Origin of the sequence: Ningiella ruwaisensis, assembly GCF_004798935.1 — a bacterium.
Lineage (GTDB): Bacteria > Pseudomonadota > Gammaproteobacteria > Enterobacterales > Alteromonadaceae > Glaciecola > Glaciecola ruwaisensis.
In genome coordinates, this window is the sequence record NZ_RAHT01000005.1 from 323,721 (window position 1) to 349,960 (window position 26,240).

Genomic DNA, 26,240 nt, shown 5'->3' on the forward strand with positions numbered 1-26,240 from the left:
CATGTCGGAAACTGCTGATCTAAGTAATACTCAGGCCAGATTGGAATCAATCAGTCGCTCGTTAAATGCAGGCGCATTTGTTCGTGTGCGACGCCTTTTGCTGGATTTGCCTGCCTCTGATGTGGCCTTGCTGCTGGAATCGTCTCCTGTTAAAACCCGTGACGAGTTATGGCGTCTATTGGATGCCGATTTTCACGGTGATGTGCTGGAGGAGCTCTCTGAGGACGTTCGAAACGGGATCATCACTAAAATGGTACCGTCCAATGTCGTTGATGCGCTTGAGGATATGGATACCGACGACTTGGCAGAAACGCTAAGCTCGTTACCGGAAGACGTATTACAAAGCATCTTAAAGTCGATGGATGCGCAAGACAGGCTCAGGGCTGAAAAAGCGCTTTCTTACGGAGAAGAAACAGCCGGTTTTATCATGAATACCGACACCATTACGCTTCGTCCAGACGTAAGCATAGATGTCGTGTTGCGCTATCTGCGCTTAAAAACCGAATTGCCTGAAAACACCGATACTTTATACGTGGTCAACCGACAAGACATTTTGATTGGTACCGTTTCTTTATCAAGCTTGCTTACCTCAAATCCAGATGTATCGGTAGAAGAAATCATGGATGATGAACCTGAAACACTGACAGCCGATATGCCGGATGATGAAGTAGCAAGTATGTTTGAGCGTTATAACTGGCTTTCGGCTCCTGTAGTAGATGACGAACGAAAGCTGGTAGGTCGTATTACAATCGATGACGTAGTCGATATTATTCGTGAAGACGCTGAGCACAGTATGATGAGTATGGCGGGTCTTGATGATGAAGAGGATACCTTTGCACCGGTAGGCCAAAGTACAAAACGCCGTTCGGTATGGCTAGGCGTCAATCTAGTCACGGCGCTATTGGCCGCAGCCGTGAGTGATATGTTTGAAAACACCTTAAGTCAGTTAGCGGTGTTGGCTATTCTGAATACGATTGTGCCAAGCATGGGCGGCGTGGCGGGTAATCAAACCCTAACGCTGGTGATACGCGGGATGGCACTTGGCCACGTTACTGGCAGCAACTCGCTTTGGTTAGTTAGAAAAGAGCTAGCCATTGGCTTTTTAAATGGTCTGATATGGGCAGTTTTGATTGCGGGAGTGATCGCGCTTTGGAAACAAGACTATATGTTGGGCGCTGTCATTGCCTTTGCCATGATGATGAATATGCTAGCAGCGGGACTTGCCGGGGCTACCTTACCCATTATTATGAAGCGCCTGAAAATCGACCCCGCTTTAGCTGGAAGTGTTATCCTGACCACCATTACGGATGTTGTTGGTATTTTCGCGTTTTTAGGCACTGCCACTCTGTTTTTATTGTAAATCAGCGCTTGGTAATCTGCGTACTAGTCATCAATTTCGTTTTCTCGCAACCACTGCTCTAGGGCTGGAACATCTTGTTCTAGCGCCATGTCCAGTTGCTCCATCCAGTCATGCACGTTTTCCCACCACGCGGGATGATCGCCCTGTTGGATCTGGTTTGCAGTACTCTGTACTCGTGATAAACCAACGGAGCCTGCAGCACCTTTTATCTTATGCGCTTGCGAGCAGACCTCGTCCTTATCTTGGGCTGCTAATGCTACCTTCATCACTTCCATATACTCGGGAATTTTCTCCTGAAAAACGCCCAAACTGGCTCTTACCATATCATCGCCGATGGTTTCTATCAGAGTTTGAAGTAATTCAGCATCCAGCACTTTTGGCGCTTCTTTTTCAATTCGTACTTTTGATTCGCCGTCATCACTTTTCGATTGAGTAATTGTTACTGCTTCGCTGTCTTCATGAGCAAAAAGCTCGTTAAACACCTGTATCATGCGGCTTTTCTTGACAGGTTTAGCAATGATGTCGTCCATACCGTTTTGCAGGTATTCTTCCCGCTTTTTGATTACGTTTGCCGTTAAGGCAACAATGGGTGTTTGTAAAACCAAATCCTCTTCCAATAAGGTTCTTGCCACGTCAAAACCGGTCATATCGGGTAACTGAATATCGAGCAGAATAAGGTCGTAGGTATTTGCTCTTACCATGTCGATGGCATCTTTACCGTTCATGGCAACACTAACCTTTTGTCCAAGCTTTTCAAGCAGGGCTTTTGCAACCATGACGTTAAGCTCAATATCTTCAACCAAAAGGATATTCAAGCCAGTCACCTTCAGCTCTTCCATTACAGCACGCTCTTCGGAGACTGTTACCGGCAAGGTGATTTCAAAGCACGTTCCTTTATTTAATTCACTATTGACTTCGATTCGACCACCCATTTTGTCGACCATTTGCTTACAAATCGCCAGTCCAATACCAGTGCCTGTTGCAGATTGGAAATCCTCTCGCTGCACCTGATAGTACATGGCAAAAATCTTATTGAGTTCTTTTTTAGGAATGCCAATGCCTGTGTCTTGAATTGTAAAATGGATATCAGCTGTGGTTTTACTGGTGTTTGTTGCAGATATGGTAAGTGAAACTGAGCCTTTGGGGGTAAATTTCACCGCGTTAAATAACATGTTCCATAAAACCTGCCTTAGACGCGTGCCGTCTGCCTCAAACGCGACTGGTACCGGGTCAATAATTTTATGATGAAAATCGAGTTGTTTGTCTTCTGCCAGCAAGCGAATAATGCTGGCAATTTCATTAACAAAGGCCTTGGTCGATACCGTTTTTAACTGGATCTCGACTTTATCGCGATCTAACTTATCTAAATCAATAATGTCATTGAAAATGTTACCCAAGGTTATTGCACTGGCATAAATTGTACTAACCCATTCAAATTGTTCTTTCGATAGCTGCGTGTCTCGCAACATACGACTTAAGCCCACAATACCGTTTAAAGGCGTTCGTAATTCATGCGATATCGTAGCAATAAACTTCGTTTTATCTTTACTGGCTTGTTCGATTTGCATTTGCGCCTGACGGCGTTCGGTCATATCTCTTCCAAATGCGAGTAAGCCGAGCCTGTGGCCGTCGTTATCGTAAAAGGGCACTTTTTGCATTTCGTAATATCGTTTGCGACCATCTGCAAACCGAAGCCAAAGCTCTTCTGTAATAGACGCATTACGCTCTAATACTTCATGATCAGAGGCGGCGACTTGTCTGGCTAGCTCTTCATCGTAAACTTCATGAGGCGTAAGCCCCAAAAGCTCTTGCTCTGTTTTCCCCGTCAGTTCTTCAGCCACCTTATTACAGCCAGCGAACTTTCCCTCTTCATTACGATAATAAATCAAATCTGGCGAGGCATCGATAATCGAACGAGTCAGGGTAGAAAGTCTTCTGGCCTGCATCTCTTGCTCTGACTTTTCTTTTATTTGCCGCTCCAGTTCAGAAAACATTTTTTCACGCTCTAACTGGGCGTTTTTACGTTGCTCAATTTCATAATTAAGCTGACGGATGTTGTTTTGTAGCTCACGATTTAAGATGACATCATGACGGCGCAACCGCTCGAGCTGCGAAACCGCCTCTTCCAGGTTGATGCGTGAATGCTCCAACTGTTTCACAAGCTCACTGAAAAAATATAAGACCCAGGGCGCGCTGATTAACGTTAGTACAATTGCACTAATAAAATCGTCAATCTCTATATCACTGCCCATACTTGCTCTGATAATGTATGAACCAAGCAAGGTAAACAGTAAAGTGAATACAACAAACAAAATGCTTACTTTTAAGGTGCCGCATTTGTCGACAAATTGCGCGAACTTAATCGCCCAAGATTCAGGAGGAGTCTTTAATTGCATGAGAAGGGCAAACATCTTCGAAATAATTTACCTGCATGCTACCAAGATTTCTGCATTCAAGGTAGTGTCAATATTTTTGAGGCCTTGAATGCGATCCTGACCTGGTCCGAAAACGAGAAAGCTGTTTTAATATGAATATTTTTGCAGAAAAACAAGCATAATTATTCTTTATGCCTAATCAGCCTGTTATCAATATGACAAATGAGTAAAGTTGTAACTGCAACTAATATTTACAAATTTGTAACCTTGTATTGCTAAGTGTACAGCCCAAACCCGAATTTGGAATAAAAATAAAAATGTTTTAAATCATGACGTTAAATAATATTGATTTGATGAATGCTATTATTGTCGTCAGTGATAATTGATTTCTTCGGGTTAAATAGGTATTTTCTCTAGCCCGCTTAGTGGATTGCATAAAAATTCGATACGAATACGTATCCTCATACCGCAAACTAACGACAAAATAAAAAGAATAAAAAATAATAAGCAAGCGAGCAAGTTTGCATAACAAGATGTTTGCGCGTTAAATCGCACTGCGTTAATTCGCACAACGAGCCGCGCCGGTGAAGGTAGTTTGCTATTTGCAAAGCCTTTCAAAATGCGTGAAGGAGTGTTTTATGGGTTTGTATAACATAACCGATTCAAAAGATAACTGTGGATTTGGGCTAATTGCACATATCCAGGGAGAGGCGAGTCACAGCCTCGTAAGAACCGCGATCCATGGCCTGGATCGTATGCAGCACAGAGGCGGTGTTGCATCAGATGGAAAAACCGGTGACGGTTGCGGTCTGTTGTTACAAAAACCCGACGTCTTTTTCAAAAAAGTCGCGAAAACGCATAATTGGACACTTAATAATAATTATGCAGTTGGGATGGTCTTTTTAAATCAGGATCCTGTTTTGGCATCAACTGCACGAGATGTACTTAACGCCGAACTTGAAAAAGAAATGCTTACGGTTGTTGGCTGGCGCGAAGTCCCAGTCGACCACTCAGTGCTTGGCGACTTGGCCAAAACCGGGGTACCGCAAATCGAACAGATTTTTGTGAACGCCCCCAGCGGTTGGTCACCACCAGACCTTGAGCGTCGTTTATACGTCGCCAGACGCCGTGCTGAGAAGCAACTTATGCAAGACGAAGCATTCTATGTTGCCTGCTTGTCTACCTTTGTAACGATTTACAAAGGCTTAGTGATGCCTCGTGATTTGCCTGCGTTTTATCTGGATTTAGCAGATGAAGACCTGGCCTCTTCCATATGTGTATTCCACCAGCGATTTTCGACCAACACGCTGCCTAAATGGCCTTTGGCTCAACCCTTCCGCTTCTTGGCGCACAATGGCGAAATCAATACCATCAAAGGAAACCGCGACTGGGCAATTGCTCGCACAAGCAAGTTTGCCACGCCGCTCATACCGGATTTACGTGATGCCGCTCCTTTTGTGAACGTAAGCGGTTCAGATTCAAGTTCTTTAGATAACATGTTGGAGCTATTTTTAGCCGGCGGCATGGATTTATTTAGAGCCATGCGCTTGCTCGTTCCACCTGCTTATCAAAACAATAAAACCATGGATCCAAATTTGCGTGCATTTTATGAATTCAACTCAATGCACATGGAACCTTGGGATGGTCCTGCGGGTATCGTTATGACAAACGGGCGCCATGTTGCCTGTAACCTTGATAGAAATGGTCTTCGACCCGCCCGATATGTCATCACAAAAGACAAACTAATTACGTTGGCGTCTGAAATCGGTATTTGGGATTATCAGCAAGAAGATGTTGTTGAAAAAGGTCGCGTTGGGCCCGGCGAAATGCTGGCGGTAGACACCCACACCGGAAAAATCTGGCGCTCAAATGAAATTGATGAAGAGCTTAAAGCTCGTCATCCTTATGCACAGTGGCTGACTTCACACATTAAACGGCTGGCGCCTATTGAACATGTTGACGCATCTGAAATAGGTAAACGCGTTTTCACCAACGATGAAATGGCAACCTATCATAAGTTGTTTAATTACAGCTATGAAGAGATGCAGCAAGTTATAAAGGTACTTGCAAAAGATGGGCAAGAAGCAGTTGGCTCAATGGGTGATGATACGCCAATGGCCGTTATGTCTTCTAAGCAGCGTACCCTTTATGACTACTTCAGACAGCAATTTGCGCAGGTAACCAACCCACCCATTGATTCATTGCGCGAAAACCACGTCATGTCGCTGGCAACCTGTATTGGTCGTGAGCAAAACGTGTTTAACGAAACCAGCGGCTATGCACATCGCGTTTTGTTTGATTCGCCGATATTAGTGTATACCGATTTAAAACAGCTTAAAGAATACGATTCAAAGTTCTATCACAACGTAAAAATTGACATTAACTATGCGCTTGAGGAAGGTTTACAAGCTGCGATCACGCGAATATGCGATGAAGCGGTTCGGGTCGTAAGAGAAGAGAATGCCGCTTTTATAATATTAAGCGATAGAAAAATAAGCAAAGATAAACTGCCTATTCCGGCGGCAATGGCAGTGGGTGCAGTTCAGCGGCGTCTGATAGATGAGCAGTTACGTTGCGATGCGAATATAGTCGTTGAAACCGCTTCCGCTCGTGATCCGCATCATTTTGCCGTCTTAATCGGTTTGGGCGCAACGGCGATTTATCCATTTTTGGCCTACGAAACCATTGAGCAGATGGTACAGCAAAATGATTTGGATATTTCGCCGATGGATGCCATTTTGAATTATCGCAAAGGCATCAATAAAGGCCTCTACAAAATAATGTCTAAAATGGGCATCAGTACTGTTGCAAGCTATCGTAGCTCGAAGCTTTTTGAAGCAATCGGTATTAATGAAGATGTCATTGAACTATGCTTTAAGGGTGTGCCAAGTCGTATCAAAGGTGCTAGCTTTGAAGACTTCGAACAGGATTTGGTAAATTTATCTCGCATCGCGTGGTTAAAGCGCAAGACAATCAGTCATGGTGGATTGCTTAAGTTTGTCCATGGCGGCGAATATCATGCTTATAACCCCGATGTAGTAAGTAGCTTACAAAAAGCCGTAGTAAGCGGAAACTACAGTGACTATCAAGTGTTTGCGAAACTTGTCAATGAGCGAAACCCCAGTCATTTGCGAGATTTAATGCATTTGAATTCATCGCTTGAGCCAGTAGAGATTGAGCAGGTAGAAGCCGCTGAAAAGCTATTCCCGCGTTTTGATACAGCAGCCATGTCAATTGGTGCACTAAGCCCTGAAGCGCATGAAGCGCTTGCTATTGCCATGAATAGATTGGGTGGTCAATCTAACTCTGGTGAAGGTGGTGAAGATCCTAAACGCTTTAACACTGAAAAAAATTCGAAAATCAAGCAAGTTGCCTCAGGGCGCTTTGGTGTGACCCCACACTATCTGATTAACGCAAATGTTATACAGATCAAAGTAGCGCAAGGCGCAAAACCCGGTGAAGGTGGTCAACTTCCCGGTGACAAGGTAAATAAATATATTGCTGAGCTTCGTTTTTCAGTACCTGGCGTAACGCTTATCTCCCCGCCTCCACACCATGATATTTACTCAATTGAAGACTTGGCGCAGTTGATTTTTGATCTTAAACAAGTCAACCCTTCTGCGCTTATTTCAGTTAAGTTGGTTTCAGAACCCGGTGTTGGGACCATTGCAACCGGTGTTGCAAAGGCTTATGCAGATCTTATTACTATTTCAGGTTACGATGGCGGCACTGGCGCTAGCCCCTTAACCTCAGTTAAATATGCTGGCAGCCCCTTTGAATTAGGTCTTGCCGAAACGCAACAGGCCTTGGTGGAAAATGGACTGAGACACAAAGTTCGTGTTCAAACCGATGGTGGTCTGAAAACCGGTCTAGATGTCGTCAAAGCCGGCATTCTTGGCGCTGAAAGCTTTGGCTTTGGCACGGGTCCAATGGTTGCCTTAGGGTGCAAGTACTTACGTATTTGCCATTTGAATAATTGCGCGACCGGAGTTGCCACGCAAGATGCCAAGCTGCGTGAAAATTACTTCATTGGACTGCCAGAAATGGTAATGAACTACTTTAAATTTGTCGCACAGGAAGTGCGAGAAATTATGGCAAGTTTAGGGATCACGCAATTTCAGGATCTAGTAGGACGAACCGAATTGCTTACCTTGCTTGAAGGGCAAACTGCTAAGCAGTCTAAACTTGATTTATCCCCTTTGCTTGAAAAGCCAAAGGCCGGTACACACACCAAACTATTTTGCTCAGAAACAACAAACATTCCGATTGATCGGGGAGAACTGAACAAGCAGCTTTTTGCTGACGCTGAAGACGCCGTATTAAACCAGACGCCGATGCACTTAAAATATCATGTGCGTAATACTGATCGTTCAGTAGGCGCGACCTTATCTGGTTTTATCGCCAAGCACTATGGCAATTCAGGCGTGGACGATAGTCCAATCAAGGTAACGCTCACAGGCACGATAGGACAAAGTTTTGGTGTATGGAACGCAGGCGGCCTTGAAATGCGTCTTATCGGCGATGCTAATGATTACGTGGGTAAAGGTATGACGGGTGGTAAACTGGTCATCCATCCACCTGCAAGAGTAAGTTTTGATGTGCACAGCAGCGCGATTATGGGTAACACCTGTTTATATGGTGCAACCGGCGGTAAACTGTATGCAGCAGGACGTGCTGGCGAACGATTCGCCGTTCGAAATTCAGGCGCAATTGCCGTAGTTGAAGGCACTGGCGACAATGGCTGCGAGTATATGACAGGCGGTATTGTTGCGGTTTTAGGGAGCATTGGGGTTAACTTTGGCGCAGGTATGACAGGCGGATTTGCTTATCTTTATGATGAATTTGATGACATTGATCAGCGCGTGAATCATGAGTTAGTTGATATTCAGGGTATTGAAGACAAAGTTATATTGTCTGAACATCTTAGAGGCCTAATCAACGAACATTATGAAGAAACCGGTAGCGCCCATTCCCTGCATTTGCTAACGAACTTTGCAGATGAGATGAAGAAATTTAGACTGGTTAAGCCGAAAACCAGCGATGTGAAAAATTTACTTGGTCACATTAGCCGCTCAAGCGCTGAGCTGCGAATTCAGGCTCAATAAGCCAGGAGTTGTAAGTAAATGGCAAAAAATGTATATCAATTTGTAGACGTTGCGCGTATTGATCCGCCCAAAAAGCCAATCATTATGCGCACCGAAGAATTTGGCGAAATTTACCAGCCAATGACTAGTTCTCAGGCTGCCGGTCAGGCAGACCGTTGTTTGGACTGCGGTAATCCCTATTGCGAGTGGAAGTGCCCTGTGCACAACTACATTCCGCAGTGGCTTGCGCTTGCTAACGAGGGCAAAATTCTCGAGGCGGCTGAACTTTCGCACAAAACCAATAGTTTGCCTGAGGTCTGCGGTCGCGTTTGTCCGCAAGACAGGCTTTGTGAGGGCGCTTGTACTCTAAATGACGATTTTGGTGCGGTCACTATTGGCAGTATTGAAAAGTACATTACCGACACGGCATTTAAAATGGGTTGGCGGCCCGATATGTCAGGTGTGGAATGGACAGATAAAAAAGTGGCTGTTGTTGGCGCTGGCCCTGCCGGGCTGGCATGTGCAGATATTTTAGTAAGAAATGGCGTTAAGCCCATTGTGTTTGATAAGTACGAAGAAATAGGCGGCTTGCTAACCTTTGGTATTCCATCGTTTAAATTAGAAAAAGAAGTGATTCAGCTTCGTCGTCAAATTTTTACCGAGATGGGAGTGGAGTTTAAACTTAACGTAGAGATAGGTAAGGATATGCCTTTTCAACAACTGATGGATGACTATGACGCCGTGTTTTTGGGCATGGGAACCTACAAAGCTATGCAGGGCGGGTTCGCAAATGAAAAAGCCGAAGGGGTATACGAGGCGCTTCCGTTTTTAATTGCAAATACCAATCGCGTAATGGGCATCGAAAAGCGTCCTGAAGACTTTATTGATATGCGTGGCAAACGCGTTGTAGTGCTCGGTGGCGGAGACACAACCATGGACTGTGTGCGCACATCGATTCGCCAAGGCGCAGCTTCAGTAACCTGCGCCTATCGTCGAGATGAAGAAAGCATGCCTGGCTCTCGCAGAGAAGTAGTAAATGCCAGAGAAGAGGGCGTTGAGTTTCAGTTTAACATGCAGCCTATTGATATTGCCGTTGACGAAAATGGAAAAGCAGTTGGCGTGCGCATGGTTCGAACCGAAATGGGTGAGCCCGATGAGGCCGGCCGAAGACGTCCCGTTGAAGTGCCAGGCTCAGCTCATGTATTAGAAGCTGATGCAGTAATTATTGCCTTTGGATTTTCTCCAAGTCCTGCGCCGTGGTTTGGTGAATATGGCATCATGCTGGATGAAAGAGGTCGTGTTAGAGCACCGTCAGCTGGTACTTATCCTTTTCAAACGTCCAATCCTAAGATCTTCTCAGGGGGAGATATGGTGAGAGGTTCAGATCTTGTGGTCACAGCCATAGACGAGGGACGAAAGGCCGCTGAAGGGATCCTTGATTATCTGGAGATATAAACAAAACATTTATTTGATGCGTATTGCTAAAATGCGCATTCAATCCTTTTTACGTGTTCAAAAGCGCCCTACCTAATGGCGCTTTTTTTATGTTAATCAATACCTAAGAAGCATATCCTACACGCTAAAACGTCCGTTTTGCCTTGTCGCCTGAATTTCTACTGGTTAATCTATAAACGCTGCCGATAACAAGGCATAAAATTATGTTTTGCCATGTTGGGCACCTACAGAAAGTGCAGGAAGAGGTTTATCAATGAAATATTTATCTATGTTTGTCGAGGCTTGCAAACACCTTCTTATCATAGCGGTTTTGCTTTTTTTAGCCAAAGCACAAGCTTCGGACAATTCACGAAACTTACTTGCGGAAATTGATGAACAATTAGCCACCGTCCGCACCGCCCAATTATTTGCTGTGGATGCATCTACTACTGTAGAAGAATACCGTGAAAGCGTTTTGAACACCCTTCCAGCTGCACCTGATTATTCCGCGTCGGACTTACAAAGCATTGAAAGCGTTTACCAAGAAGAGGTTTACTATGATGAAGTAATTAGTTCAATCGCAAGCGATGATAGCTCCGCTATAGATGAGCTTAAGCCGGCAGTAGAAGAGGAGTTTGCTCTCTTTGAAGCGAAGCTGGACGCAGCATCGTCTGATGAAACAGAATTGAATCTTGCAACAACAGTAAACGAAAAAACAAGCGAAGAATCCACGCTACCTAGTGATGCAGAAGATTACGGTTTTGAAAACACCGTATTCCTACTGGCTCAAGTCGACATGAGTGAAGGCGCAAACGAGAGCTTGGAGATACTTGAAACTGATACCGCTGACAGCCTCTCCGAAGAAATCGTTGAAGCAGTGGAAGAAATAGAAGCACTTGAAGAAGTAGCAGCACTTGAAGAAGTAGCAACAGTTGAAGAAGTAGCAGCCGTTGAAGAAGTAGACGCAATTGAAGAAGTACAAGCAGTTGAAGAAGTAGCAGCAGTTGAAGAAGTAGCAGCAGTTGAAGAAGTAGCAGCAGTTGAAGAAATAGAAGCAGTTGAAGAAGTAGCAGCAGTTGAAGAAGTAGCAGCAGTTGAAGAAGTAGCAGCAGTTGAAGAAGTAGCAGCAGTTGAAGAAGTAGAAGCACTTGAAGAAGTAGCAGCAGTTGAAGAAGCCGCAGTTCCTGTAAACAACACAGTTGAAACCGCTCAAAGCATCACAGAAAAAGCAGAGAATTGTCCAGGTGATTTTTTCGGCGTCCAAATTCCGACGAACGGCAAACTCTGTCAGATTTTTGCCGCCGACTTACCGGCAAGTATGGTAATGCACGTACCAGAAGCCCCGATGAATGTTGTCAACTTTTATCAGGCTAGCGCAAAATATGGTCCATCAAAAGAAACGCATTCTCGCTATATGATTCAGAGCCCGAATAAAAACGTCACAATTATCGTATCGCCCGACGGCTCGGGTACTCAGGTTGATATTCTCGTAAAGCAAGCGCCTTAACAGGCGCTTATTTTATAAAGACAAATTCAACATAAAACACCATTTCAAGACGTGTCAAAGAATTTACGCCCGCGTGATTTTTCTGGCACAGCCTTTGCTAAATCCTCATTAGTTAACGACCATGTCGCAAGATTGGCGGCAGCGATTTTACTAATGGAGATATCATGGAAATTGCAATTATTTTATTAGCGGTATTGATTTGTGTTTCTGTGCTTGCAATGAAACTCAACGATACAAAGATGGTTTTCCCATTTGCGCTTAAAAAGCAACTGTTTACGGCGGCTGAGCGTCAATTTTTAACGCTGATTGAACAGGCGACCGGAAATGAGTTTCGTGTACTTTGTCGCGTCAAATTAATTGATTTGCTTGCTTTGCGCAGTAACACCGATAAAAAAATTGCAAATAGTGCTTTATTAAGAGCAGGCGCTAAGCAAGTCGATTTTGTACTATGCGAGCGAAAGGATATGACGCCCGTTATGGCAATTGATTTAGTTTACGGCTCTGGAAAAGATGGTCATAACACCCAAAGAGACTTTTTTGTAAGCGGTGCACTAGACACAGCATCCATCCCTCACGTGCGAATTAAAGCCAAAGCAGGATATAGTGTAAATGACATCCGAGAGTGTATTGAAGCAAAGCTTATTCCGCTTCGCAGACGTCAGGGCAAAATTCCCTTCACAGCAGCGGTACAAGAACAGCCCAGTATATTAAACAACAAAAAGCGCCCTACTCGACCTCTCAGCCCTTCTCGAAAAGTTGCAGCCTAATTGTTCCAGCCCAATTAACATTCACTGAATTAAGCGCAACGATTTTATCGGGAAATGACTTCTTGTATTCTTTAACTGAGCGATTATCATTCGCTCAGTTTTATTATATCTACTTGTTAAATACACGCTACATAAGGACACGCTATGAATATCGCCATCATTGGAGCGATGGAAGAAGAAATCACCTTACTTAAAAGTAAACTTGATGCACTGGAAACATTAAATGTCTCTCACCTGGAAGTATTTTCAGGCAGCCTGGATGGCCATCAAATTTATTTAGTGCAAAGCGGGATTGGAAAAGTTGCTTCTGCTATGGCAACGACCTTATTAATTCATCAGTTTTCGCCCGACTTGGTGATAAATACAGGCTCAGCGGGAGGTTTTGATCCTGAACTTAATATTGGTGACATTGTGATAGCCGATGCGCTTATGTATCACGATGTGGATGTTAGCCATTTTGGCTACGATAAAGGGCAAGTCCCTGCCATGCCAAAACAGTACGTAGCAGACAGTAAAGCAAGTAGTCTGGCTTTTGAGGCTGCACAATCTCTTGATGGCATTCAGGTAAAAACGGGCTTAATTTGCAGTGGCGACAGTTTTATTGGCAGTGACGAAGCTGCCAACCAAATTAAGCAAGATTTTCCAGATATGAAAGCGGTAGAGATGGAAGGTGCTTCAATTGCGCAAACCTGCCACATGATGAACACACCTTGTGTAGTCATTCGTTCCTTATCAGACATTGCTGGTAAAACGTCTACCGTTTCGTTTGAAACGTATTTGGAAACTGCCGCTAAGCACTCTGCCATGCTTGTGCTTGGTGTAATTGAAAAGCTCTAACCCTTGGATATAGGGAGTGCGGTGTTTAATTGGTCGCTTAACGCAGATAGCGGCCTGTATGCCTGGTCGCTTATTTTCAGCGCTTGGCTACTTGAGCGCTTGCTTCCCATTTCAAGTGCCATTGACCCTATCGCGTTTTTTCGTTTTGTATGCACACGAATGGCGATTAAAGTACTTCCTGCTGAAAAGCAAAGCCAACAACATTACATTTCAGGTGTTTTAGCAATCGTTGTGCTGGTGATACCCATTGGACTTATTGTTTACTTGATATCCCAGTTTGCCTCCTATCAATGGTTGTTTAATCTCATCGTGCTTTATCTGGCTTTACAATTGAGCGGACAACTTCATTTAGTTAAGAAAATCGCAGATGCTGTCAAACGAAACAAGAAACAACTCGCCAGAGATTTATTAAGTACCCAAGTACTGCGAGATACAAGTGCCCTTTCAATGGTCGGCATAAGTAAGGCAAGTATTGAAATGATCAGCTTGAGAATAAGCTTTCAACATGCCACCACATTGGCATTGGCGTTGTTACTTTCACCGCTTTTTGCGCTCTGTTATAGACTCTGTTACGAAGCAGCACAAACATGGAATGTTAAGCTTAATCGATATGCGCGCTTTGGTTATTTCAGCAGTCGACTTTGTTTTGTTTTGCAATGGCTACCTACTCGATTTTACGCATTATTGCTGGTTCTGATTAATTTCCCTGCCAATGGATTAAATGCCTTAAAAGCATGTTTTACCAGGCAAAGCCTATTAAGCTGTAACGCAAATATTATCTATGCTGCGGTGAGCGGAGTATTAAACACGCATGTGAGTGGCGCAATACGCTATGAACAATCATTAAATCAAGAGAAAAATCAGAATGTTAACCATCAAACAAAATCGAATCAGGATCAGATTTCAGAAACGATTACCGTAAGACGACATAAATACTTTGGACGCGATGAGCCAGCAGCTTCAGATATTTTTCGAATAGTAAACGCTCACAATAGAACTATGCTTGTATATCTTATGTTTTTGCTATTTATCAGCTTTGCGGTGAATGCAAATGTGTAAGCGATGGGTATTTTTTAGCATTTTAATTTGCTGCTTTGTAGCATCTGCGCTCGAAGCGCCAGAGGACCTGAAGCCGCAGAAAGAGCCGCAAAAAGAGCTGCACAAAGAAATAAAAAATCAACAAAAACGCATTGTTTCACTCTCTCCTCATTTAACTGAACTTACATTTTACTTAGGTTTTGATGCACAATTAGTCGGTGTCAGTGATTTTAGTGATTACCCTCTTTCTGCTAAGTCTTTACCGCGTGTCGCGAGCTATCAGGGCGCCAATATAGCCGAGATATTGAGGCTTGATGCGACTCATGTGCTAGCCTGGGATGGCGGCAATAAAGCGACTGACATCGCTAAATTGCAAAGCAATCAAATTCCCGTCTTCTTGTCGAAGGTGACATCTACTGATGATTTGTTGCAGGATATTGAGCGCCTTGGAGCGTTTTTGGGCGATACATCAGGAGTAAAGAGACAAGTAAAGCGGTTACAGGACAAGATTGAATCGATAAAAGCGCGATACATTTCTTCAAATAAGTCTGTATTTTATTATCTTAATCAGCAGCCTCTCGTCGCACTTGGAAATGACCCATGGTTAAATGATTTACTGAGGCTTTGCGGATTGAATAACGTGTTTGCCCATAGCCCGTCAGCCTACCCTCAAGTGTCTCTTGAACAGGTCATCAGGCACGCGCCAGAGCTGATTATTGTTGCCAACAAACAAGATCAGGAAGACTTTCGAGCCTTTTGGAGCGAACATCACAAGGTTTTAGATGCCCGTTTTATTCAAATCAATCCCGACAAAATGCATCGATTTACACCGCGTGCAATTGATGAACTTGATTCTCTATGTCAGCAAGCCTATACAGACTAGGGTCTGTTGATCTTTGCTGTTTGATTTTGCAGCAGTTTGTGCGTTATTTAGACGAAGAAGTGTAATTGAAGTGTAGTCATCTACATGAAACTGCGCTGATGAATTATAAATAGTGCACAGGCGCTGCCCGAAGGGTTCACTCTATGTGCTCCCTGCTCTTTGTTACATGCTCTTGATGCAGAATGACTGCACCTGCGAACATGTGCCGCGATCGGAAAGCACATAGAGTGAACAAAATTCATACAGCAAAGATCAATAGACCCTAGACATTTCAGCCTAAAGTGACGTATAAACTACTCTCATATTCAAGAGGAAAAACCAATGGCAAACTCAAAGACAAAAATTAAACATGCAAAACGATATTTTTACGCGCTTGTTTGCGCCTTCAGTTGCATTTTTAGCGCCGGTGCCTACAGTAAAGATTTTACTCAATTAAGCCAGGAAGCACTCATTGCGATGCCTGAATCTGTGATGATTGTTGACGTAAGAACGCCTGAAGAATATGCAGAAGGCCATGTTCCGGGCGCAGTGAATATTCCACTTGCCAGCGTAAGCGAAAATCTGGAAAAATTTGGCGCGAAAGAGCAAGAAATTGTCGTTTATTGTCGCTCCGGCCGACGCGCTGGCCAAGCACTGAATATGTTGGCCGACGCCGGCTTTGAAAATCTTTATCATTTAGAAGGCGATATAATGGCTTGGGAAAAGGCGGGCAGAGAAATGGCATATCCGTCTCAACCAGAGAGCAAGGCAGATAGTCAATAATGCCAATGGAGCTTAACTTAGCAACACCGGCCTTATTATTTCCAGCTGTTTCTTTGCTATTGTTGGCGTACACCAATCGCTTCCTGACGCTTGCGACGCTTATTCGAAACTTTGGTAAAAGTCGCGAGCGTTCTACGCTTCTGCAAATACAAAACATGCGAAAACGTATCCAGCTTATTAAGCGAATGCAGGAATACGGTGTGATCAGTTTCTTTTTCTGTGTTTTGTGTATGCTTGCGCTTTATTTAGGCTACCAGCAAGCCGCCGGTTGGGTGTTTGGCGTCTCATTGCTGTGTTTAATGTACTCGCTCATACTATCGGTTATTGAAATCCGAATATCTATTCAAGCGCTTGACGTTCATCTTGATGCGGTAAAAGAAGAAAGAGAGGCATTAGACAAACCAGAGCAAGCGAGCAAATCCGAGTAAGAACGGATTGCTCGCTTTTTTACTTTAAGTCGTGCCGTTACGCGCCGTTACGCGCCATTACATTAAATGTATCGCTCAATAAAATGCACGTGCGCAAATATGAACAAGTAAAGGCAAGTATCGATTTACTTATCTAAACCAGACTAATTTTTGCAAACTTGCGTTTACCCACTTGATACACTGCGCTGGTCTTTTCTGTGATAACCAAACGCGTATCTTCCACTTTTTCTCCATCAATTTTCACTGCGCCTTGCTTGATCATCCGCATCGCATCAGATGTTGAGCTGACTAAATTCGCTTCTTTTAATAAGTTCCCAATCGCAATTCCCTCGTCTGGCAAACTAATTTCAAGCTCGGGCATGTCATCGGGTATGGCATTTTTTTGAAAGCGTTGAATAAAATCTTGATGCGCGCCTTCAGCGGCTGATTCATCGTGGAATCGGGCGATTATTTCTTTTGCGAGCAGAATTTTGACATCTCTTGGATTTTGCCCCGCAGCCACATCCGCTTTTAGCTGTTTAATTTCTTCAAGGGGTCTAAAACTGAGTAGGTCGTAGTAGCGCCACATTAATTCATCAGAAATTGACATGATTTTTCCAAACATATCGTTAGGCGCATCTGTTATTCCAATATAATTATTCAACGATTTTGACATTTTCTGAACGCCATCAAGGCCTTCAAGCAAGGGCATCATCAGCACGGTTTGCTGCGCTTGACCTTGCGACTTCTGTAGCTCTCGTCCCATCAATAGATTAAATCGCTGATCAGTACCACCTAGTTCAACATCAGACTCAAGCGCAACAGAATCCCAACCTTGCACTAAGGGGTACAAAAACTCATGAATGGCAATAGGCTGACCATTTGCATAACGCTTTTTGAAATCATCACGCTCAAGCATTCTGGCAACCGTTTGACTCGCTGCAAGTTTAATCATGCCCGCTGCGCCTAGTTTATTCATCCATTCTGAATTAAAGCGAATGGTGGTTTTTTCCGGATCCAGTATTTTAAATACCTGCTCTTGATAGGTGAGTGCATTTTGGGCAACTTGCTCCTCAGTGAGTGGCTTGCGAGTTACATTTTTGCCGGTAGGATCGCCAATCAGGCCGGTAAAATCACCGATTAAAAAAATTACTTCGTGTCCAAGTTGCTGAAACGTTCTTAGTTTATTAATCAAAACAGTATGGCCAAGATGCAAGTCAGGCGCAGTAGGATCAAAGCCGGCTTTAATTTTTAGCGGTTTTCCGGTTTTTAAACGCTCAATAAGTTCTTCTTCAATTAAAATTTCGTCTGAACCGCGTTTAATTTCCGCGAAAGCTGATTCCCAACTGCCCATATTTTTTATTCCTGTTTTTACTGCAAACGCACTATACTTAAATAAGCATCTTGCCTTAGTTATTGTGATGACTAGAGAAATTACTTGTCGGTGATTTTTTATACAGAATAATTCGTGTAAGCCGATATCATTGATAAGGTGGCAAAGTGAACCTTTTGACTGGAAACGAGACTAAAATCGTTATATTCTGCATTTTGATCGATGGTTATTTTACGAGTGTATGATTCACAATACAATAAAACATCTGCCTAAACCTCATCGTTTTGTTCTAGGCGCAGCCTCTGCTTTGTTAGTCGTCATGTTATTTTGGCCGGCTGACGATGTGAAAGCGTCGCGCACCGTTGAAGTGATGGAATTAATTCCCGGTGTTCAATACGAATTGCCTATGCCAGACTTAAGCTATCTTCAAGAAACGTTAGAAGATGCATTTGAGGGCGAAGAGTATATTGCTCATAAGGTAAAGCGGGGCGACACGCTTGCAAAAATTTTGGCTGAGCATAAGCAAAGCCCACAGGTTACCTATCGAGTAAGTGTGGCGGGCGAGCATGCAAAAAAACTGCGTAAAATCAAGCCAGGCGACACACTCTATCTGCATGTTGATGAGGCTGAGCAGCTTAATTCTTTGCGCTATCCTCTCAGCAATACCGAAACACTTGTTATTCGTGCTAATGAAAATGCGTATGTAAGTGAAGTTGAAACAAAAGAAGTAGAAACCCTTGTTACATTTGCTCAGGGAACAATCACAAGTAGTTTCTGGAATGCCGGTATTGCAGCAGGCCTGACTGATAACAAAATTATGCAGCTAGCAGGTATCTTTGGTTGGGATATCGATTTTGCACAAGAAATCCGCGAAGGCGATTCGTTTAACATGGCTTTTGAAGAGCTTTATGTTGACGGAGAATTTATAGGCAATGGTGATATTGTTGCCGCCGAATTTATAAACCAAGGGGAAACCTTTACCGCAATTCGTTACACCGACGGCAACTACTACACTCCTGAAGGGCGAAGTATGCGTAAGAGTTTTCTGCGTGCGCCGGTGAGCTTTAAGTATGTGAGCTCAAACTTTAATCCCAAGCGCTTTCACCCTGTACAAAAGCGAATAAAGCCTCACCGCGGCGTTGACTACGTAGCCGCAGTTGGAACACCAATTATGGCAGCAGGCGACGGTAAAGTGATCAAATCGGGTTACGACCGTTTTAATGGGCATCACGTGTTCATTCAGCACGGCGAGCGTTACCAAACTAAATACCTGCATTTTAAAAGCAGAAACGTTAAAAAAGGCCAATGGGTAAAACAGGGTGAAGTGATCGGCTATCTTGGCTCATCTGGCATGGTAACGGGCGCCCATCTTCACTATGAATTTTTAGTTGACGGTGTTCACCGCAATCCGAGAACAGTGGAATTACCCAAAGCGCAGCCAATCGATAAAAAAGAGAAGGACAACTTTTTATTGATCGCCGACCAACAAGTCACAATGCTAAACAACAATAAGCGCATTATGCTTGCGATGAATTTTGCTGAATAAGTGTTTTAGTGTCTGCTTTGAAGTTTACGGTTGCAAAAAGCTTTTGTGGTCTCTGACATAATGATGAATGTATGATGGCATGGGCACATCCTGTGTCTTGAGTACCATTGCTAACTTCTCGAAGCAGGCTAACCAACTATATTGCTGCTGCAACATATCCTGCTCTCTATTAAATCCCTTTTGCGACAAGATCACTTTTGTGGTGCCATTCGTTTTTTGAATAAACTGCAGTTCAACCTTTGAAATATCGTTAGTGTCTTCCCATCGCCACGTGTAAGAAAGCGATACGTTTGGCACAATTTTTTGAAAGGTACCCACCACCGTTTGCTGAAATCCATCGTGAGACTGCAATACCAGTTGGTATTGCCCCCCTTCAGCAAAACGGCTGTGATATTGCGAGACGGATAAATTGCCCGGCGCACACCACTTTATGATCATTTCAGGACGACTGAAAGCTTCGTAAACCTTTGATAAATCTGCATTCAAAGTGCCATCAATCGTGAAATCATACATAATAAGTCGTTACCTTAATAAATCACTGGAGAAGTATTTTTATCGGCGAGGGCGGCGATATCTGCATAGGATATTACGTCTTTTTTCTTCTATAATGGGTAAGTAAAACACTACGCATTCATAAAAATAAACACCTAAGCAAACTTGTTATAGGGGACTGCATTGATTCCACTTGCTATTGTCAGCAGAGATTACTCGCGATACCAACAAGCGTTTTTGGCAAGCACATATACAGATAAGGTTGAGCTGATACATGCCGCTAGCCAAGCCAATGATAAGGTTCATAAATACGCAGAAATAATACTAAGCGAGCCAGACATCGCAGCGTCATTTCTGCCCTTCTGCAAAAGCCTGAAATGGCTACAATCGACTTGGGCAGGCAATAATAAATTACAGCGAGTTAAAAAGCGGGATTACGTGCTTACCGGTACCAAAGGCATATTTGGCGCACAGATGCGCGAATATACCATGGCCTACATTTTATATTTTGAACGAGACATTCCCTTTTTTCTGAATACGCAATCAAAACGTCAGTGGAAACAAAAAAGCCCCTCTACACTTGTTGGTAAAACGCTCGGAATTATGGGCTTGGGAAGCATAGGAATTGAGCTGGCAAAGGCGGCCAAAGCATTTGGCATGTCATTAGCGGCTATTACGAATACGCAAACACCCTTAGCAGATGTTGACTATTTTCGTTTAAGTGAACGCAATGAATTTGCGGACTGCTGTGACTTTATCGTCAATTTATTGCCTGAGACTGAAGCCACTAAAGGCATTTGCGATGAAGTATTTTTCAAAGCGATGCGCGCTAACGCGATCTTTATTAATGCCGGACGAGGCACTGTACTTAAAGACGAGCAAGTGTTAGTAAACGCATTAGACAGCAAACAACTGAGTGCTGCAGTGCTTGATGTCTTTAAAGAGGAGCCTCTGCCACCGGATAGTATGCTCTACCAACACGCCAATATCTTTATTACGAACCATACGGCCGCCATGTCCAATCCAGAAGGCGTGTTTGATGTATTTAAGACAAATCTTGACCGGTATATTCGAGCGACATCTGTGCCAACAAATGACGCCAATGCCGTAAAAGAAAAGCTCTTATATGTACATGACTTTACGAGAGGATATTAATTGATGCTTATCGATTTTAGCGTTTATTGATTTAAAAATTTAGCCATACCCTGATTAAAGAGACGTAGCCATTTATTACTCAGTTGCCCTTTATAATGAGTATTAAGCGCAATTACTGCTTCTTTTGCTGATAGCGTATCCCCATTCTCTTGTTCGACGTTAGTCAAATTGTCGTATCGGTCTAAAATGGCGAGCAACTTTGCTCCCTCGCAAATCTTATCACCCGTGATGCCAAGCGGATAACCGCTGCCATCTATATTCTCGTGGTGCTGCATAATGATTTTACGTGCTTCGTCCCAAGCGTTTAAATGCTCAATGAGACGTGTGCTTTTATATACATGTGACCGAAGTAGGTTAGCTTCGAGGTCACTTAGCGCTCCCTGCTTTCTCACAATATGGTTTGGCATAAAGGCCATCCCAAAATCATGCACGTAACACGCTACCGCAAGCTGATCTTCAGGAAGCGGATGGTCTGAAAGCGCATTGATATAAAATGCAAGTATGGCGAGTCGATCTCCCCTTCCTTCTTTGTAGCCGGCCCGCTTTTCAATTGGCCGCATCAATTCACGAAAGAATAATAAATCCCCCTGCTTCTCAGGCGATAAATCTTTAGGGATCCCGGTTTTAGCCAGTTCGATCCTTGAATCGGTATGCGAGAGTTCATCTTCCCGATGCGTTAAGTTGTTGATCGCTTTTTGTAGCAGTAACTCATGTTGCTGGCCATTATTTGCATCAATTTGCTTGATGATGGCAATTGTGGCGTCTAATGCATCCTTGTCATATTCAGCCCTCCCCTTATTGATGCAATCAGATACAAAGGCCGTTACTTTGTCCATTAGCCTGAGGACTAAATCACTCAACAAGCTCGTATATTGAATTTCTCCTTTTCGCAATAGATCCAGAATATCTTCAAGGTACTGTAAAACTTCTATCATGGGCATAAAACCCACCAGTCCCAAATCGCCTTTTATGGTATGCACTGAACGAAAGAGCGCTCGCTGCAGTTCATTGTCTTTTGGCGTTAATTCAAGCTCGATTAGTGTTTGTTCACTTGCTTCATATAGCTCTTGAATTTCTTCACTCAGGTCATTGAGGATATCGGATTCTAATTCTTCTGGAGTGAAAATAGCCATGTAAAGATGCTTGCCTTTGGATAAGATAAAAGTGATTAATACTTATCGACCAGAACAGTAATTAATTTACTGATCGGCTTTGCTCAAAGATAAAACTGCGTATAATCGTGCGCATTGTTCGCGACTTGGAATCACAGTGTTAGGTCTTTTTCGAGCTATCGTTCTATTTTTTTATTTTATCTTCATTAATCTCTTTCTTATTATTGCCTACGTTATTCGGCCCATGCACCGGAACAATGTGCATTTAGGCGGAAAACTCTACAGCACGATGGCGGCTATTTTAGGCGTAAGGCTTGAATTGAGGATAAGCGACAAGATAAGGGATGATGAATCTTACGTGTACATAGCAAATCACCAAAATACCTGGGACTTGGCAACGATTAGCAATGCCGCAATGCCAGGGGTCGTAACCATCGGCAAAAAAAGCCTAAAGTGGATCCCCATTTTTGGCTTAATATATTGGTTATCTGGCAACATCATGATTGACAGAAAAGACTCTGGAAAGGCGCGTAATACCTTGTCACTTGCAGGGCGAAAAGCGCGCAAAAGAGGACTTTCCATATGGATGTTCCCTGAGGGCACGCGAAGCAGAGGAAAGGGAATACTCGCTTTTAAAACCGGTGCATTTCGTCTAGCCTTAGACAACAAACTAAAGGTTGTGCCTGTTTGTGCAAGTGACAATCATCACAGCATTAAATTTAATCGCTGGAATAACGGAAAAGTGATTATAGAAATTATGGATCCAGTAGAACTTGCGCAAGATACGCCACCTAAGCAACTAGCAAAAGAATTTGAAGAAAAAATTAAAGCAAAATTTGTACAGTTAACTGAAGAAGCCAGCGCAGACGCTGCGGCTCAGGAAAGAAAATGAATAACGAAGAACTCGCCTCTTGGTACGAATTTAACCAAGAAACAATACAGGCTCTTATTGAAGATGGCAGCGATATTAGTCAGCCACACATTATTGAGCATCACCTCGCCAGCCAAAATTTCGACGTATTGGAAAAGGCTGCTGTGGACGCTTTTAAAGCTGGATTTGAAGTGACCGACGCTGAAGAGCTTGTTCTGGATGACGGTGGCACAGTATTTTGTTTTGATGCCGTGGTTGAAAAAAAGCTTAATATTGATGAATTTAATAAAGATACCGACAAGCTTTTGCAAATCGCCGAGAAGCACAAAGTGCATTATGACGGCTGGGGAACCTACTACGTCGGCGAAGATGCGATAGAATACGGTGATGATTAATTGCCGACAGGCAATTCTCCGTCTTCTTGCGCTCGCAATTCCTCTGCCCACTGACAATAGATAGCGTATCCGGATAGCTGGGGTCGATAACCCCATCTATTTTCAAATAAAACTTCGAGATCTTCCCCTTCCCCATATAGCTCACAAACCGTCTCAAGCGCCGATAGACGGCATTCTTCTGAGGTTTCTTCTGAAATCCTTTCAGCAAAGTCGTCAATATCGGCATTAAGCTTTTGATCAGCATTAGGGACCAAGCATCTTAGAAAATGCCAGTAATGCTTGGATGTGCTAGCCGTCGCCTCCATCAATATCTTACCGCCGCGGCTTGAGGCGTAAGACCAGGCCTCTGGGTCAAATTTTTCTTCGCCGGTGTAAACATAGCCAGGGTCGTAATCTGCCCACCACGGCCTATCAATATAGACACTGCAACTCGCGTCGTCTGGACATGGAAAAGACTGACGATCTGAGCCTGGTTTTCGCCACAATAGACCCGCTTTATTAACACTCGCCCAATAATTTGAAGGCTGAGTAAAGCCATAGCCTTCGTGAAAGGAGTTTGAAGCCTCGTTATTAAAATAGACGCCATGTATGCTTGCTCCAAAATCCAGGCATTGGCGATAAAATGCATAAAAATTGCTGTTTTTTGACCTATATGAAGCTGGCATACTCGCTTTACATGCATCAATCACCACGGCCGATGGGCTGTTGAATAATACAGTAAGCTTAGGATGAAGTGCTTCAAGTGATTGCAGTATGCTGCTTAATACATCATCGGAAATGAGATCCCAAACAAACGAGCCACCATTTTCATCCCCCAGAATTCCTTCGATGACTGCCTTTACGTAATTTGCTGCAAGCGACATGAGGGCGCTACCACCTTGTTGACTGGAAACGTAGCTTATGCCATCAAAGAAGGATAGATTTGGATCGCGAGTAAGACGCGCATCGGTAAAACGAATCGAAACACTGTCGCTGGATTCAATTTCAAAGCTGTCACTTATTCCGTTAGCAGTTGCATTGCTATCTGCATTATCATCAGTGTCTATTTCAATAATGCCATCGATACGTAAAGGTAGATGCTCAATCCTGATACCACCTAACTCAATGGCTGAAACACTGATACTGGATGAACCATTATAAAAATCGTATGCCGATGCTGAAAAGCTTTGATCGGAAAATGGACTGTAGAGCAAAAAGCCAGGTAAGTTCGCACGTAAACTGAATTTTAAAGATTTGCTTTTCTCTGGCTCTGAAGCATCAAACCAGGTTTTAAAATACCAATCCATTGCATGAATGCGCACCTCCCCATCTTCTCGTGCTTCATCCGTTTTCCAATAGGTACGCGACAAAAATGCATAGCCTTCTTCCAGCATTTCCTGTGCGCTGTAATCCTCTGAATGGCGACTTTGTGTGTCGAGATTACCTATATAAAACGGGAAGGTAAATATCGCATTAGAATAAGCCACTTGTGCATAGTCATTTTGAAAGTTAGCTCCTTTCACTGAATATGTCTGATTGTTTAAGAAACGATACGTGTTGCCATTTTTGCTAAAACTCGCAGCGGTATTACCTACCGGATACTCGCCACATTGGTAATTACTGGTGGCGGGACCCTCTGACTCAAAAGTGGGGTTTCCGCCCACCGGGTTCATATGGTCGCAATTTTGGTAAAACTGCGCTTGCACAACATTTCTTATTTGACGACTAATGCCTTGATAACTCACTCCCGTGGTAATTTTGTGACTTGTCGTTTCCGATGCAATCTTGTGTAGCCAAAACAAAGGAAACCAGCCGGCATGATAAGGCGCTGTTGACCGCTGCACTCTGACAAAAATCTGCTCTCCCACGTAAATCGGTAAATCATCAAACACCGCGACTAATTCATTCGTCTCAGGGTAGCCTACTATATTGTTTGCTAAGAATATTTGATTGGCGGGTAATCGCGCATTAAATACAATGGGAAGGCGACTGCAACACACGTATCTAATTACATAGTTTTGTTCATTCCCTGTAAAATCCAAATCTAGCTCGGCAGCCTGCTGGCCTTGCATTAAATTTTGTGTTGTCGAGTTAGCTTCTCGACGAACGTAGTCGTTTGCAGATGCAGTTGCGCTTTTGAACAAAGCTAGACGCAATGCTTCATCAAAAAGCCCTTTTGTTGCATGAGTTAATGCTTGAGTTTTTGTTCTGCTTGCAGGATTTTCCTGCATGTTGGTGATGCGCTCTTGAACTTTGGGCAAGACGTTTTGATTTAGCCGCTCATTGATGCTTGCGGCCGAAAGCCGAAAAGATGATCTTGTGCCTAAATTTGTCTCAACATGTGTTGTCTCAGCATCTTTTTTCTCAGCATCATGGTGCCCAATATTATTGTTTTGCGTTGTTGCGCATCCGCCGCCGCTCAAGATCATCAGAGCGAAAAGTATTGCAACCAAAATGCATTGCGCGCGATTTAAATGGTCAGTATCAATATGGGCATGCTTCATAAAAGGCGTCCTTTTCTCGTGAAGAAAACATTTGTGTTGAAGACATCTGGCAGGAAATATTGGTTTTGCTACTTTCAATCAAAGCAGCATGGTGACACTAAGTGACATAGAATTATTGAGTGTTAGCACCTATTTTTGTGCAAGCAAATACGCAGTTTTCGTTACTAGATAGTTTGGTGATGGATAAACCATAATTTGCAGTTAGACAATCTAAAGTGCTAAATCATGAACATTCTGAGCAAATGTTGTTATTTTATGCTATGAATTAAAAGTCGACCAAATTCTGAGACACACTTCATGCTTTTTTTAAGCCATAATTGTTTTAGAAAATCCTACTTGCTTGCGTTCGCGCTCATGCTTGCTATGGCAAATTTTGCACAAGCCAAATCAGAGCCTCAT

The 26,240-nt window shown here is 43.4% G+C and carries 19 protein-coding genes; 14 read left to right on the top strand and 5 right to left on the bottom strand.

What is annotated here, in order from left to right:
* Position 1 precedes the first annotated feature (1 nt).
* Positions 2-1,360, top strand: a complete 1,359-nt coding sequence (gene mgtE / locus D6V41_RS12455) for a magnesium transporter (protein ID WP_136251847.1) — start codon at positions 2-4, stop codon at positions 1,358-1,360.
* A gap of 23 nt (positions 1,361-1,383) precedes the next feature.
* Here the strand turns inward: mgtE and arcB are convergent, their stop codons facing one another.
* Positions 1,384-3,756 (bottom strand): aerobic respiration two-component sensor histidine kinase ArcB, encoded by a 2,373-nt coding sequence (gene arcB / locus D6V41_RS12460; RefSeq protein ID WP_136251848.1) that lies wholly within the window; start codon positions 3,754-3,756, stop codon positions 1,384-1,386.
* 617 nt (positions 3,757-4,373) lie between these two features.
* Between arcB and gltB the strand changes: the two genes are divergently transcribed.
* The 9 genes from gltB (at position 4,374) to D6V41_RS12505 (ending at position 16,475) form a co-directional block, all read left to right on the top strand.
* Entirely contained in the window at positions 4,374-8,840 is a 4,467-nt protein-coding gene (gltB, locus tag D6V41_RS12465) for a glutamate synthase large subunit (protein WP_136251849.1), read from the top strand.
* A gap of 18 nt (positions 8,841-8,858) precedes the next feature.
* On the top strand, positions 8,859-10,274 hold the full coding sequence (locus tag D6V41_RS12470) for an FAD-dependent oxidoreductase (RefSeq protein ID WP_136251850.1): 1,416 nt from the start codon (positions 8,859-8,861) through the stop codon (positions 10,272-10,274).
* Between the two features lie 253 nt (positions 10,275-10,527).
* Positions 10,528-11,760 (top strand): hypothetical protein, encoded by a 1,233-nt coding sequence (locus D6V41_RS12475; RefSeq protein WP_136251851.1) that lies wholly within the window; start codon positions 10,528-10,530, stop codon positions 11,758-11,760.
* A 164-nt stretch (positions 11,761-11,924) separates the two neighbouring features.
* Positions 11,925-12,527, top strand: a complete 603-nt coding sequence (locus D6V41_RS12480; protein WP_136251852.1) for a DUF2726 domain-containing protein — start codon at positions 11,925-11,927, stop codon at positions 12,525-12,527.
* A gap of 144 nt (positions 12,528-12,671) precedes the next feature.
* Positions 12,672-13,364 carry a 5'-methylthioadenosine/S-adenosylhomocysteine nucleosidase gene (gene mtnN / locus D6V41_RS12485; RefSeq protein ID WP_136251853.1) on the top strand — a complete coding sequence of 231 codons (693 nt, stop codon included), beginning with the start codon at positions 12,672-12,674 and terminating at the stop codon, positions 13,362-13,364.
* Positions 13,365-13,385: 21 nt separating this feature from the next.
* Complete coding sequence (locus D6V41_RS12490) at positions 13,386-14,423, top strand: cobalamin biosynthesis protein CobD/CbiB (protein ID WP_168711025.1); 1,038 nt, start codon at positions 13,386-13,388, stop codon at positions 14,421-14,423.
* Positions 14,416-15,285 carry a cobalamin-binding protein gene (locus D6V41_RS12495; RefSeq protein WP_168711026.1) on the top strand — a complete coding sequence of 290 codons (870 nt, stop codon included), beginning with the start codon at positions 14,416-14,418 and terminating at the stop codon, positions 15,283-15,285. Before D6V41_RS12490 ends, D6V41_RS12495 begins: the two co-directional genes overlap by 8 nt.
* Positions 15,286-15,606: 321 nt before the next feature.
* A complete protein-coding gene (locus D6V41_RS12500) occupies positions 15,607-16,047 on the top strand; it encodes a rhodanese-like domain-containing protein (RefSeq protein ID WP_136251856.1) in 441 nt (146 codons plus the stop codon).
* A 5-nt stretch (positions 16,048-16,052) separates the two neighbouring features.
* Complete coding sequence (locus D6V41_RS12505; RefSeq protein ID WP_136251901.1) at positions 16,053-16,475, top strand: DUF2721 domain-containing protein; 423 nt, start codon at positions 16,053-16,055, stop codon at positions 16,473-16,475.
* 133 nt (positions 16,476-16,608) lie between these two features.
* On the opposite strand, the gene tyrS is transcribed toward D6V41_RS12505, so the two are convergent.
* Entirely contained in the window at positions 16,609-17,808 is a 1,200-nt protein-coding gene (gene tyrS / locus D6V41_RS12510; RefSeq protein ID WP_136251857.1) for a tyrosine--tRNA ligase, read from the bottom strand.
* A gap of 220 nt (positions 17,809-18,028) precedes the next feature.
* On the opposite strand from tyrS, the gene D6V41_RS12515 reads away from it, so the two are divergent.
* Positions 18,029-19,333 (top strand): peptidoglycan DD-metalloendopeptidase family protein, encoded by a 1,305-nt coding sequence (locus D6V41_RS12515; protein ID WP_136251858.1) that lies wholly within the window; start codon positions 18,029-18,031, stop codon positions 19,331-19,333.
* 24 nt (positions 19,334-19,357) lie between these two features.
* Here the strand turns inward: D6V41_RS12515 and D6V41_RS12520 are convergent, their stop codons facing one another.
* Positions 19,358-19,846 carry an SRPBCC family protein gene (locus D6V41_RS12520; RefSeq protein WP_136251859.1) on the bottom strand — a complete coding sequence of 163 codons (489 nt, stop codon included), beginning with the start codon at positions 19,844-19,846 and terminating at the stop codon, positions 19,358-19,360.
* A 162-nt stretch (positions 19,847-20,008) separates the two neighbouring features.
* Here D6V41_RS12520 and D6V41_RS12525 point away from each other — a divergent pair, with 162 nt between their 5' ends.
* Entirely contained in the window at positions 20,009-20,980 is a 972-nt protein-coding gene (locus D6V41_RS12525; RefSeq protein ID WP_136251860.1) for a D-2-hydroxyacid dehydrogenase, read from the top strand.
* A 23-nt stretch (positions 20,981-21,003) separates the two neighbouring features.
* Here the strand turns inward: D6V41_RS12525 and D6V41_RS12530 are convergent, their stop codons facing one another.
* The gene (locus D6V41_RS12530; protein WP_136251861.1) at positions 21,004-22,113 is read right to left on the bottom strand and encodes an HD domain-containing phosphohydrolase; all 1,110 of its coding nucleotides are present in this window, start codon (positions 22,111-22,113) and stop codon (positions 21,004-21,006) included.
* A 136-nt stretch (positions 22,114-22,249) separates the two neighbouring features.
* On the opposite strand from D6V41_RS12530, the gene D6V41_RS12535 reads away from it, so the two are divergent.
* Positions 22,250-22,984: a 1-acylglycerol-3-phosphate O-acyltransferase gene (locus tag D6V41_RS12535; protein ID WP_136251862.1), complete on the top strand. Its 735-nt coding sequence runs from the start codon at positions 22,250-22,252 to the stop codon at positions 22,982-22,984.
* Entirely contained in the window at positions 22,981-23,358 is a 378-nt protein-coding gene (gene rraB, locus D6V41_RS12540; protein ID WP_136251863.1) for a ribonuclease E inhibitor RraB, read from the top strand. The genes D6V41_RS12535 and rraB overlap by 4 nt, the downstream gene beginning before the upstream one ends.
* On the opposite strand, the gene D6V41_RS12545 is transcribed toward rraB, so the two are convergent.
* Positions 23,355-25,841, bottom strand: coding sequence for a hypothetical protein (locus D6V41_RS12545; protein ID WP_136251864.1), 2,487 nt, complete (start codon positions 25,839-25,841; stop codon positions 23,355-23,357). The genes rraB and D6V41_RS12545 overlap by 4 nt on opposite strands.
* Positions 25,842-26,240: the final 399 nt, after the last annotated feature.